General features: G+C 59.7%; 12 protein-coding genes and 1 pseudogene. 8 read left to right on the top strand and 5 right to left on the bottom strand.

The window, feature by feature from the left end:
- Positions 1–109: 109 nt before the first annotated feature.
- The 4 genes from BGP17_RS01815 (at position 110) to BGP17_RS01800 (ending at position 5,770) form a co-directional block, all read left to right on the top strand.
- On the top strand, positions 110–1,522 hold the full coding sequence (locus tag BGP17_RS01815) for a tyrosine-type recombinase/integrase (RefSeq protein WP_286710806.1): 1,413 nt from the start codon (positions 110–112) through the stop codon (positions 1,520–1,522).
- 107 nt (positions 1,523–1,629) lie between these two features.
- The gene (locus tag BGP17_RS01810; protein ID WP_160987143.1) at positions 1,630–3,294 is read left to right on the top strand and encodes a hypothetical protein; all 1,665 of its coding nucleotides are present in this window, start codon (positions 1,630–1,632) and stop codon (positions 3,292–3,294) included.
- Between the two features lie 2 nt (positions 3,295–3,296).
- Positions 3,297–5,405 carry a site-specific integrase gene (locus tag BGP17_RS01805; RefSeq protein WP_155282051.1) on the top strand — a complete coding sequence of 703 codons (2,109 nt, stop codon included), beginning with the start codon at positions 3,297–3,299 and terminating at the stop codon, positions 5,403–5,405.
- Positions 5,402–5,770 carry a TetR/AcrR family transcriptional regulator gene (locus tag BGP17_RS01800; RefSeq protein ID WP_052076616.1) on the top strand — a complete coding sequence of 123 codons (369 nt, stop codon included), beginning with the start codon at positions 5,402–5,404 and terminating at the stop codon, positions 5,768–5,770. The genes BGP17_RS01805 and BGP17_RS01800 overlap by 4 nt, the downstream gene beginning before the upstream one ends.
- 422 nt (positions 5,771–6,192) lie before the next feature.
- Here BGP17_RS01800 and arsB read toward each other — a convergent pair whose 3' ends face one another.
- The 4 genes and pseudogenes from arsB to BGP17_RS01780 form a co-directional block, all read right to left on the bottom strand.
- Positions 6,193–7,272 (bottom strand): ACR3 family arsenite efflux transporter, encoded by a 1,080-nt coding sequence (gene arsB / locus BGP17_RS01795; protein WP_037509304.1) that lies wholly within the window; start codon positions 7,270–7,272, stop codon positions 6,193–6,195.
- Between the two features lie 13 nt (positions 7,273–7,285).
- Positions 7,286–7,717 (bottom strand): arsenate reductase (glutaredoxin), encoded by a 432-nt coding sequence (gene arsC, locus BGP17_RS01790; protein ID WP_037509366.1) that lies wholly within the window; start codon positions 7,715–7,717, stop codon positions 7,286–7,288.
- Between the two features lie 12 nt (positions 7,718–7,729).
- Positions 7,730–8,236, bottom strand: a pseudogene (locus tag BGP17_RS01785) (arsenate reductase ArsC); the annotation flags it as partial.
- 9 nt (positions 8,237–8,245) lie between these two features.
- Positions 8,246–8,596, bottom strand: a complete 351-nt coding sequence (locus BGP17_RS01780; RefSeq protein WP_037509303.1) for an ArsR/SmtB family transcription factor — start codon at positions 8,594–8,596, stop codon at positions 8,246–8,248.
- A gap of 210 nt (positions 8,597–8,806) precedes the next feature.
- On the opposite strand from BGP17_RS01780, the gene BGP17_RS01775 reads away from it, so the two are divergent.
- The 4 genes from BGP17_RS01775 (at position 8,807) to arsH (ending at position 11,823) form a co-directional block, all read left to right on the top strand.
- Positions 8,807–9,862, top strand: a complete 1,056-nt coding sequence (locus BGP17_RS01775; protein ID WP_037509361.1) for an ArsO family NAD(P)H-dependent flavin-containing monooxygenase — start codon at positions 8,807–8,809, stop codon at positions 9,860–9,862.
- 75 nt (positions 9,863–9,937) lie between these two features.
- Positions 9,938–10,267 (top strand): ArsR/SmtB family transcription factor, encoded by a 330-nt coding sequence (locus BGP17_RS01770; protein WP_037509301.1) that lies wholly within the window; start codon positions 9,938–9,940, stop codon positions 10,265–10,267.
- A 105-nt stretch (positions 10,268–10,372) separates the two neighbouring features.
- On the top strand, positions 10,373–10,909 hold the full coding sequence (locus tag BGP17_RS01765; protein WP_037509299.1) for a GNAT family N-acetyltransferase: 537 nt from the start codon (positions 10,373–10,375) through the stop codon (positions 10,907–10,909).
- Positions 10,910–11,076: 167 nt separating this feature from the next.
- Entirely contained in the window at positions 11,077–11,823 is a 747-nt protein-coding gene (arsH, locus tag BGP17_RS01760; RefSeq protein ID WP_062069117.1) for an arsenical resistance protein ArsH, read from the top strand.
- A 202-nt stretch (positions 11,824–12,025) separates the two neighbouring features.
- On the opposite strand, the gene BGP17_RS01755 is transcribed toward arsH, so the two are convergent.
- The coding region (locus tag BGP17_RS01755; protein ID WP_286710805.1) for a hypothetical protein at positions 12,026–12,216 on the bottom strand (191 nt) is incomplete at its 5' end.

Here is a 12,216-nt window from a genome sequence, read left to right as displayed (position 1 = left end):
TGTCGCCATTGAGACGATTCATTCTCTTTGACGGGCTATGGATATTGCCCCATCATCGATCGGGTCGGGGCAATAAAGCGGAAGCGCCCAGTGACATATCGAGGATTCAGTGCATCTTTTTCCGTTCGATCCTTGGCTCGGCGTCGAGCCTATATTTGTTGATGGGATGATGATCCGGCCTGCGCTTGATGACGCCATAAAGCAGGACGCAATCAAATACTTACCCGAAACAACTCTCCCTTCTCTCCTTCATTCCGACGGAAGCCCCGTTGTCGAAGTCAATTCGTTCATCACGTTCCTGCGATCCGATGGCGTGTCCCTTGCCAGCGCGGGCCACTATGCTCGGGATCTTCAGGTCTTTGCCCGCTATCTGCGGGATGTGCGTTCAAAGTCGTTACTCGACGCATCCAGTGTCGATGTAGGGAAATATCGCAGCCTTCGGCTCGAGGGGCCGGGCGAGCTCCGACTATCGGGATCGTCTTGGAAGCGCACGTCTGCGGCGTTGACGCGGTTCTTTCAATGGGCCGCCAGCGAGGAAGTGAGACTGATTTCAGTGGCGCCGAAAACCAGATTCCGCCGTGATGGCGCGGTTGCCGAAGATACGATCCGCATGATCCCGCTCGAGGATTACATTCTGTTCCGAGACCAAGGCCTGTTGGACCAGGGTCAAGCGAGCGGTATCACTCAACGCCGGAATCCGATGCGCGATGCCGCGTTCGCCGAGCTACTCGTGACCACGGGTGTCAGACTTGAGGAAGGCGCCAGCCTTCTGATCGGAGAACTGCCGACAACGAATGCCTGCGTCTTCCAGGGCAGTCGCACCGCCATGATCGACCTTCCCGCCACAATCACCAAAGGGCGCAAACCTCGATCGGTGCCGTTCCCGAGGCGGGTCGCCGGTAACTTTATCGACGCCTATGTTCGCGAGGAGCGAAGCCAGTTGGTCGATCGCTGGCGACGCGCGGGTGGGGTCCGGACCATGCGGCAGCCGCTCATCGGCACACTTGCGGGCGGGCAGCGCGTTTTGATCCAGGGCGAGCAACGCCCGCGGTCGCTGGCGACTCTGCGAATCGACGAACGACGGAATCTCCTATTGCTGCCCGGGTCGGGCGCGCCATTGGAAAGTGCGCAGCCGGCAGCATTATGGCTGGCGCAGGACGGCCAAGCCCTCACCCCCGCGGCATGGCAGTCGATCTTCCGGCGTACCAGCAAGAAGTTATCGGAGAACATGGGCTGGGACCTACAGGTATCGCCTCATACCCTCCGGCATACCTTTGCCGTCTACTGGCTTACGCACCTCATCAAAGCGGAAGTGAAGAGGCTCGACGGTCGATCTGTCCCAGATCGAACCGAGGAAATCTACATGAAGGTCGTCAGCGACCCCTTGCGCCGGGTCCAGCGATGGCTGGGTCACGCCAACATCCTGACCACTGAAAAATACCTCACCTACCTCGATGAAGCCTTCGAACTCGTAGATCAGGCGGCCGAGGCGCTGGACTCTCGTCTGATGGGCTTCTTCTAGCAGTGGGACGGCCTCGCCTATCGTTCAGCGATTTACCTCCGCAGCAGGAGGAGCCGCAAGCTGACGCAATCCTAGCCTATCATCATCGTGACGGTGTCGGGCGCGAAATGACCTGGTTGCTGCACGAGGTAGGGAACGAAGGTCTGGGCCGCGATCTTGCCTTGTACCTTGGGCCGATGATGAACGAGCTGTTCGCCGGCCTGGCCGTCCCGAGTGTCGAACAGTATCGACAGAGCTGGATCCCGCTCGGCAAACATCTGTCCTCCAGCGGGCGCCTCGACGGGGGGCTTCGCGTGATTACGGCCGCTGACATCGATGCTTGCGACGTTCGGGGCCAATACTCCCGGTTCCGTTGCCTTGTTCACGGCCTTCGCGCGATAGACGAACGCAACCCTGATCTGCTACGTCCGGATCTGAAGGCGCGGATCAACTTCACGAGCCGTCACAATGGAACGGCATTACGGCCCCGCGAACCGTTGACACCGTTCGTCGCTCGCGTCCTGAAAGAGGCCGCTGATCGCAGCGTGATAGCTACACGCGAAAGGATCGTGGCGGGACGCGAGCAGATCGAAGCTTTGCGAAACAAGCTGGAGAGGAGCCGCTTTGAGAATGTGTTCCTGAAAGTCGCCGACGGCACGCGTGCCGCTCGAAGCGAGTTCGACATGTTCAAATATCGCAAGGTTGCCATCGCCGCCGCCAGCGATCTTCTCGTTCTCACACTGCCTGATGCGATCTGCTTCATCATCGCCATCGCGCTCCGGGTCGAAATGCCGATAGAATGCCTGCGGACCCTGCGGCGCGACTGCCTGAAGAACCCCGCGAGAGGATATGTCTCCATTGAATACACGAAGGGGCGAGGCGGTCTGCGCGCCAAGATCAAGCGCGAACGCGTGCGTGACGGTGGCATCAATACGCCAGGCGGACTCGTTCGCCTTGCCCTTGAACTATCCCGGCCCGCCGCCGAGCGAATGGCCGATCGAGGCGACCCGAATGCGGATTACCTGTGGGTCGGCTTCGTTGCAGCCGGACTGCCGAGCTGGCGGCGGTTCAGCCTTTCTACCCATAACTTCTACGCCGCTATCAGAAGCCTCGGCCTCGTCGATGAAGCGGGTAAGCCGATAACCAAGATCGTTCCCGCCCAGCTAAGAAAAACGGTGAAGCGGGACAATTACGTGCGCCACGCAGGCCACCTTCGCCGCTTCGCGAGCGATCACTCGAAGCCAGTTGCCGCTCGGCATTATGCCGCGGTGGACGGGCTTCGAGAAGAGCATGCGCGCTCGGTAGAGGTCGCCGAAGGTCAATTGTTCGACATGGCGATGATACCGTTGGTCCTGCCACCGAAGGAGGAAACCAGCGCGCTCGTAGCCGGCCTCTCGATCGGAAACCAAAAGCTCGACGCAGGCGCTGTCGCGTCGTTGATCTCAGGCAATGCCGATACGTTCCTCGGCATGTGTTCCGGATTCTGGTCGAGCCCACTTGGGCGGAATGACGACGGCTCCTGCGCCACCGCGTTCACTGGCTGCCTCCATTGCCCGAATGCTGTGTTCACCGCACGGAAGCTGCCAGCGTTGCTGACCTATCTGACATGGCTAGCTGATCGGCGCGCCGTCATGACGGAAGCGGAGTGGCACGAGCGCTACAGCGCCGACCATGATCGAATTATGGTACAGATACTCCCCGTGTTCGACGCTGGCGATATCGAACAGGCTCGGTCCACAGTGGAAAATACCGCTGTGGCGCCAGCTCTGCCGCCACATCTTCAGCGGGGCTGAGCATGCGTCCGGTTCTGGAACGTGCCGAAGCATCTTGGCGGATTGACCGTTCGGCATTGGTGATTCCGCCCCACATGGTCGTGAGTGGCCGTGAGCAGCAGAATATCTCTCTGGTCGGGGACGATAAGTGGCTGCTCGAATGTGCCATCGCGCGGCCGAAAAAGGCCCATGAAGCCTGTATCTGCTTCGGTCGGATCGCCGATGCTGATGAGCGGGAACTCGTACGAGAATATCTGTTCCTGTCTTTGAACTACGACTCCCGAGACAAGGTGCGCGGCCGCCTCGGCGTCCTGAAACCTGGTTCGCTGATGCAGGTCGGCAATATCATCCGGTATTTTTTGCAAGAAGTGCGGGAAGCCGGATTTCAACTACACGAGATCGATCAGCCTTGGCTGGATCACTGGCTGTCCGCGAAGCGGCACCTCGCACCGGCAACTCTTGTCTACAAGATCCTCTGCGTACGGCGACTTGCGCTCTATACGCCCTACCTGTCGTTCCGGGGGATCGGGATAGCTCCTTGGGGTAACCGTTCAGCGACTCGGATCGCGGGATACCGGGGTGGCCGAGAAAATGTCACACCGCGAATACCGGAAGCCATTAGCGCGCCGGCGTTGCGGTGGGCCATGTTCTACGTCGATCATGGGATCGACGATCTCATCGCCCGACATCGAATAGCTGGCGTCAACATCGCCGCGCGTCGGCAAAGAGTGTCACCGAAACTAAGTGACCAGCGCTTGCGCGCTTATTTGGATGCACTTGAAGCATCAGGCTCTGGAGTACCGGCGACCCAAGATGGTCGACCCGCGTGGCCAGAAATCTGCAAGGCCAGCGGTCTCGGCGTGGAAGTGCTGAAAGCACGCTCGGCTATGCTCGAGAAGGCAATCTCGCAACTCGGAACCGAGCGCCCAGGCGCAAGCAGTGTTTGGGCCAACATGCCAGGAACAAACACTGCGTGGCGGTCGCATCTTCCTAGCTTCAGCAGTCGTTATACCTTCATACCGGCGATGGCCGCGTGCTATCTCGTAATCGGCCTATTATCCGGAATGCGAGGCGAGGAAGCGGCCGCGCTCAAGCGTGGTTGCCTAAGACTCGTGCGAGACGAACATGGGAAGGTTAAGGGCTACGAACTCGTCGGAAGAATCTTCAAAACCCGCAAAAACGTCGACGGCGCTGAACATCGCTGGACTGTAATAGAGCCTGTTGCCAGGGCCGTATTGGCAGCAATACGGTTGCAGGACTATCTACACAACAGCGCCGATCGAACGGAAGCGCCGCGAGATGATGAGCCCCTGTTCAAACCGGCCTTGATTCGGGGGGTAGGCAATGTCCAGCTTACGGCACATCAATCGACCGTATACCTAAACTACTTCGCCAAGGAGTGTCGCCGGCTCGCCGAAGAAATGGCAGCGGCGGCGCCCGCCGAAGCCGACCGCATACTGGCACTATATCATATCCCGGACGAGGGTGATAAACCCTGGCGGTGGCGTACGCGTCAGCTCCGCCGCACCCTTGCATGGTACATCGCCAGCCAGCCCTTCGGCGTGATCGCGGGCATGATACAATATGGGCACGCGAGCGCCATGATGTTCGAAGGCTATGCGGGCACTTCCCAATCCGGCTTCCGTTCGGAGATCGAAGAGGAACGTCGCCTCGCTCAGCTCAGCGATATCGTCGAGATGTACGAGGACTGGAAGGCAGGGATCAATCCAGGCGGCCCCATGCGCTCGAAACTCGTCGCCGAATTTACAAGCATCAGGAGCAAGATTGGTGATCTGCCCGGCACGGTCGTTGATGATCGGCGCCGCGCAAAAATGCTTTCAAACACTGCCGTCACGCTTCATCCGGGTTATATCAACGACTGCTTCTTCTATGCCGACCACGCCCTCTGCTTGAAGGTGAAAGGAGCTGAGGTGCAGCCGGCATTTACGAGGTGCCAGCCTGCTCGTTGTCCGAACAGCGTGGTGGCGAGGCGGCATGTGCTGGCTCTGCAATCATGCATCGCAGATGCCGAGACCATGAAAAATAGCAAGAACATCAGCCCGATCCAGAAACACGCCATTGAGGCACAGATCGTTATTTACAGACAGTTGCTGGAACAGGTCGAACGATGACGAGGAAAGCGAACCCTCCCCGAAAATCGCAAACCACCGTCGCGCTGCTTGACGCCTATAACCGCTTGCGCGACGGCAAAGGCACCGCGACGAATGGCAAGCTGAGCATAACCAATGTTGCCCGCGAGGCGGGGGTCAGTCGAGCGACGGCCTATCGATGCTCCAAACTTCTCGCTTTGTTAGATGAAGCTCCGAAGCCGCCGAAGGCCAAACCACAAATCACGAGCGGTAAGGCCGAGCTGCGCAACGTGATCAACCAGTTGCTCAATCGTATCATCATGCTGGAGGCTGCGTTGGAAGCCAAAGAGGCGGAAATCCGGCAATTGCGTTCAATGCTGCCAAAACCAGGGGCGGCCAGCTCATGATGCGAGCGAGCCCTGAGGACATTACAATCGACGCCACGTTGCACGCTCAATTCGCTCTACGCTACATGGCGACGCGAGCCCGTCACGGGCGGGATACCCATTGAACGCAGATTCAGTTTAGAACCCTCCCCGCTTGCGCAGCACTGATCCTGCCCTGCACAACGCTTGATGGATTTTGGTTGGGCCCATCGCTCGACGAAAAATTCTCTCAATCAACAGCCTGCCTGCGACCAGCAGCTTGAACGGGTATCTCGCATGTAAATGACCGCGATGGGCCGCTTGCTGTCCGACCGGTTCTGGTTTGAAAAACGAAGAAAGCTGCCGTTGGCGAAGTGATGTCGAGCAGGCGCAACTGCTGTGTCTGTGCCGAGAGGGCTATCGTTGAGAGATCTCGGCGCAGACAACAGTTCGCGAACTCAGGCTCAGGTGGACGCGCGCGCCCGCTGTGGCACAGTGTCAGGGAACCAGCGCCGTCCAAACCAGAAGGCAACATTGACCAGCAGGATCAGGACCGGCACCTCGACCAGCGGCCCAATCACTGCAGCGAACGCAACCGGCGACGAAAGCCCGAAAGCCGCAATGGCAACCGCGATGGCGAGTTCGAAGTTGTTGCCTGCCGCTGTGAAGGCAACGGCCGTCGTGCGCGGGTAATCGCTCTCGACGAGCTTCCCCATGAAGAACGCGATCGTGAACTGGACGACGAAATAGATCGTCAACGGGACCGCCACGCGCAGGGCATCACCGGGCAGCGCGAGAATTTCGCTTCCCTTGAGGCTGAACATAGCAACGATCGTGAAGAGCAGCGCGACCAGCGTCACGGGCCCAATCTTCGGCAGGAACGTGTGCTCATACCACTCGTTGCCCTTGGCCTTCGTCAGCACCTTTCGGGTCACGAAGCCGGCGAGGAACGGAATGCCAAGGTAGATCAAGACAGCTTGGGCAATCGTCCAGAAACTCACGTCGATCACGCTACCTTCGAGCCCGAACAACGGCGGCAGGAAAGCCAGGAAGAACCAAGCGTAGACGCTGAAGAACAAGATCTGGAAGATCGAGTTGAACGCGACCAGCGCTGCAACGTACTGGTTGTTGCCCTTCGCAAGTTGGTTCCAGACGATAACCATGGCGATGCAACGCGCCAGACCGATCAGGATCAGGCCGGTCATGTATTCCGGCTTGTCGCGCAGGAACAGGACCGCGAGGGCGAACATCAGGACTGGTCCGATAAGCCAGTTCTGGATGAGCGAGATCACAAGGATGCGCTTGTCGTCGAGGATATGAGGCAGTTCCTCATACCGTACCCGCGCAAGCGGCGGATACATCATGAGGATCAGGCCGATTGCGATGGGGATGTTTGTCGACCCCCAAGACAGGCTGTCGATTGTCTTTGGTAGGCCGGGGAACACGGAGCCCAAGCCTACGCCCAGCGCCATGGCCAGGAATATCCAGAGGGTCAGATAGCGATCAAGGAACGAGAGACGTTCCGGCTTGGGCTCGATGGTCATGGGTCCTGCTCGCTCAGCCAGCTACGCGATTGCCGGCCGCATCGACCACCTGTTCGCCGTCTTCCTTCGCGAAAGCGCCTTGCTGCGCAGCGGGAATGAGGTCGAGCACTTCTTCGGACGGACGGCATAGCTTAACGCCGAGCGGTGAGACGACCAGCGGCCGGTTGATAAGGATCGGATGCTCCATCATCGCATCGATCAATTCGGCATCGGTGAGGTCGGCATTACCCAGGCCCAGTTCGGCATAAGGCGTGCCTTTCTCGCGAAGCAGCGCGCGAGGGGTCATAGCCGCACGCGAGATCAGGCTTTCCAGCAATGCGCGCGAGGGCGGCGTCTTCAGATACTCAATGACGTGCGGCTCGATGCCGGCATTGCGGATCATCGCGAGGGCATTGCGCGACGTGCCGCACTCCGGGTTGTGGTAGATGATGATGTCGGTGGTCATACTGTTTGCTCCAGCTTTGAGGCTCGCACCTTCGCTTTGGCCGATTTCGAGAAGTTTTTGCTGCATCGCCATCTTGTCGATGCTGTCGTGCGGGAGGGTGAGGAACAGCGAGATGCGGTTGTGAAGATAGCGCAGCGCCTTCAGGAACGCCTCGCGCTGGCCTTCGCCTTCAACTGCGGCCGGGTCCTCAATACCCCAATGCGCCGTGATCGGATGTCCGATCCACACCGGGCATGTCTCACCGGCGGCGTTGTCACAGACGGTGAAGATAAAATCGAACTTAGGAGCGCCGGGCTTCGCGAACTCGTCCCAGCTCTTGGAATACATGCCCCGCTTGTCGATCCCCATTTCATCGAGAACCGCAAGAGCCATCGGGTGAACCTTGCCCTTGGGCTGGCTGCCGGCGCTGTACGCCACGAAGCGATCGCCACCGAGCTGGTTCATGAGCGCTTCGCCCAGGATGGAGCGCGCGCTGTTACCGGTGCATAGGAACAGGACGTTGTAGGTTCTGTCGGACATGGAGCACCCTCAAGCTGATGTATCGCAGCGAATCTTGGCGATCAGGTCCGAGCACATCTCCGGCGCCCCCTGGCAGCAATCCTGCATGAGGAACGTGAGCAGCCGCTGCATTCCGGCATAGTTGGCGCGGTAGCGGATGAGGCGGCTTTCCCGTTCGGATTGAACGAGGCCTGCGCGCTCAAGCGTGCTCAAGTGGTGGGACATCGTCGACTGCGGCACGCCCGCGCGCTCGGCAATGGCGCCCGCGACATGGCCTTCCGGCCCTGCCTGGATCAGCATGCGGAACACGGACAAGCGCGTTTCATGCGCCAAAGCGCTCAATGCATCGACTGCCCACACCTGGGAGTTGAGGTCATTCATGATTCGTCGATCCTTCTAGGATTATCGAAATATGGGCGCGCCGAAGGCTCGTCAATCGATATTTCCAAAACCGTGGAAATATGGATTCACCGTGCTATTGCGGTCCTTAGAGGAATGCACGTCGTTCAAAGTTATGCGAGCTCAAGCAAGCTGCTGCGGCGCCAATGCTTTCTCCAGCACTGCCTCGATCCTCGGAATGGGAGCGACCGAATGAAAACGCACGACATCGTCATAGTTGGCGGCGGGCAAATGGGGCTGTCGTTGGGCTATTATCTACGCCGTTCCGGGGCAGATTTCGTGATCGTCGATTCAGAAACCGGTCCTGGCGGCGCGTGGCGGCATGGCTGGGATTCGCTGCGGCTGTTTTCTCCAGCGGGATACAGTTCATTGCCCGGTTGGCTGATGCCCCCGCCCTCACACAAGGGGTATCCGACCCGCGATGATGTGCTCGATTACCTGAGCCGCTACGAGGAACGCTACAAGCTGCCCATCCAAAGGCCCGTACGCGTAGAGACCATCCGCCGGTCCGGCGCTCATCTGGAGGTTGTGACGGAGGATGGGCCCTATTTTGCTCGCTTCGTTGTCAGCGCGACCGGTACTTGGTCGCACTCCTATGTGCCTGAGTATCCCGGTCACGATCTGTTTGAGGGGACGCAAGTCCACTCCGCGCTGTACAACCGCCCGGAGGCCTATGCCGGGCAATCGGTGCTGGTTGTCGGGGGTGGCAACAGCGGCGCGCAAATCATGGCGGAGATTGCTCCGATTGCCAGCGCGACCTGGGTTACAACACATGACCCACTGTTTCTTCCCGATGATGTCGACGGGCGGGTACTCTTCGAAAGGGCCGTGGCTCGGATGAAAGGGCCGCCAGATGGAGAGCCTGTCGGCGGTGTCGGCGACATCGTGATGGTTCCTCCTGTCAAAGCGGCGCGCGATCGCGGCGACCTCTCCTCGGTGCGGCCATTCACCCGAATGACGGCAACAGGCGTAGTTTGGCCCGATGGATCGGAAACAGCCGTGGATGCGGTGATCTGGTGCACCGGATTCAAGCCGGCGCTCGACCACCTGCAATCGCTGAACGTGGTGGAGGCCGATGGCAGGGTCCACGTTGAGGACTATCGCTCGATCAAAGAGGAACGCCTCTGGATGGCCGGATACGGCGATTGGACGGGGCCTGGCTCCGCGACCCTGATGGGCGCTGCACGAACCGCACGCGATGTGTCCGCGCTGCTCACTTCGGCGCTGGCGGAGGCTGCCGACAGCTGAGGCACCGGCCGGCTTTTTATCGGGAATTTCCGATTCAATATTGACGATCGCAATCCAATCGGTAAATTACGATGAATGAACACCGAAGAAGCCCTCGCTCTGCTTTCAGCGCTCGCGCACCCTACGCGACTGGAGGCCTTCAGGCTGTTGATCCGGCATGAGCCCGGTGGGCTTTCCACGGGTGAATTGGTCGAGGCATCTGGGCTGAGCCAGAGCACATTTTCGACGCACCTCGCCGTCATGGTGAAGGCGGGTCTCGTCATCGCCGAAAAGCGCGGGCGACAGCAAATTCAGCGCGCCAACCTGGATTCCTTGCGCGGCGTGATGGTCTTTCTCGCCAAGGATTGCTGCCAGGGTCGAACCGAACTCTACGAGCCGCTGCTGGCTGAGCTGACCTGCATCTGACGGGACGCGAGTGAATCCCGTTCCTGTAAGTGCGCCCGCAGTGCAGCGAACCGGCCAGCGTTTGCCTGCCATGTTGAACCTTAAAAGCCCACTTGGAGTACGCCAGTGACGATCTCTGTTCGAAGCGTGACCGTCGATGACGCGGAAGCCATCGCTGCCATCTACGCCCATCACGTACTGCACGGCACGGCGACCTATGAGATCGTTCCGCCCACGGTTGCCGAGACCACCGTCAAGATTGAGACCATCACCGACCGGAATTGGCCTTTCCTCGTCGCCTGCGAGGGAACGGAAGTTGTCGGCTATGCATACGCGACGCAGTTCCGAGATCGTCCTGCCTACGCTTTTGCTTGCGAGAACAGCATCTACATCGCGCATGATCGACGGGGCTCCGGGATCGGCAAGCGACTTCTCACGGCTTTGCTTGATGCTGCGGAAACTTACGGCTTCCGGCAAATGGTCGCTGTGATCGGAGGCGGCGAACCTGCTTCCGTTGCGCTGCACGGATCCTGCGCCTTCGAACACGTCGGCCGACTGACAGGCATGGGCTGGAAGGCGGGCCGATGGCTCGACACCGTCTACATGCAGATCGCGCTTGGCGGCGGCACGGCTTCTGCGCCGACAGCGGATCGACCGGCCTAGAGCCCAAATACCTGTGCGGTCGGTCAGTGCCGCCCGGTTCTTCGACCGCGATGCCCTGCGATCGTCCCGCGAAGAAGTGGACCGCAGTCGTGCCGGGCGAGGTTCGAACAGACATTTTGCCGCCGAAATGAAGCGGCGTGCAGCCGACTTGAGAAAGGTATTCGAGAATGAGATTGCGTGAACTCGCAGCCCCCGACCATTTGCCGGCGTTGGACAAGGCGTTCGCATTCGAGCGTCCAGCCACCGGCCTCGGCTCAGACCAGCCTCCGCCCCGCATTCTGTTGCTTTATGGTTCGCTCAGGGAACGCTCGTTCTCGCGCCTCGCCGTGGAGGAGGCTGCTCGCCTGTTGCAGTTCTTCGGCGCCGAGACGCGGATCTTCGATCCCAGCGACCTGCCGCTGCCCGATCAGGTGGCCGGAGACGACCACCCGGCCGTGCATGAGCTGCGCGAGCACGCGCTCTGGTCCGAAGGCATGGTCTGGTGCAGCCCGGAGCGACACGGCCAGATCAGCGGCATCATGAAGATGCAGATCGACCACCTCCCGCTTCAGATGCGCGGGATGCGGCCGACGCAAGGACGGACACTTGCCGTCATGCAGGTGTCCGGCGGCTCGCAATCCTTCAATGCCGTCAATTCACTGCGCCTGTTGGGTCGGTGGATGCGGATGTTCACGATCCCCAACCAGTCGTCGGTAGCAATGGCGTACAAAGAGTTCGACGAAGACGGCCGGATGCGGGCGTCGAGCTATTACGATCGGATCATCGACGTCATGGAGGAGCTGGTCCGCTTCACCGTGCTGATGCGTCCGCATGCGGTGCAACTTGTCGACCGCTATTCCGAACGCAAGGAGGCGGGTGTTCCAGTCGATGCCTCCACAGACCATTCTGCGATCGCCATCGCGCCTCAAAGCTGAATCGAAGGTCCTCTTGGCCTGACTGTCAAATGGGAGTGTCGATGAAGCGGTACTCCCAACGCACCAAGTATCCGGAGGAATGGCAGGTTTCGGGGGCGGCACGGCTTGGCCCAAACGGCCGATTTGGGCGCGTACCAGACATTTCCCAATCTGTCGGCGCAATGATCAAGGCCGCATCAGCAACCCGACAGGCAATGGCAAGTTAGTTTCTTCCGCTCAGCAAAGTCATTCCGGATGCCCCCGCGACGAGTCGCGCCGCCTTCGGCGGTTGCGCTCGGGACAGTTGCAAAGTGCAGTAGCGCTTTGCAACTGTCCCGAGCGCTTCAATGGTCTCGAATCGTCTCAAACGGCGGTTAATTTTATAGCGCATAAATAAAGGGTTGTGATGAGACG

The organism is Sphingomonas sp. 67-41 (assembly GCF_001899725.1).
Classification (GTDB): Bacteria; Pseudomonadota; Alphaproteobacteria; order Sphingomonadales; family Sphingomonadaceae; genus Sphingomonas; species Sphingomonas leidyi.
This window is presented reverse-complemented; position numbering and strand designations above follow the sequence as displayed.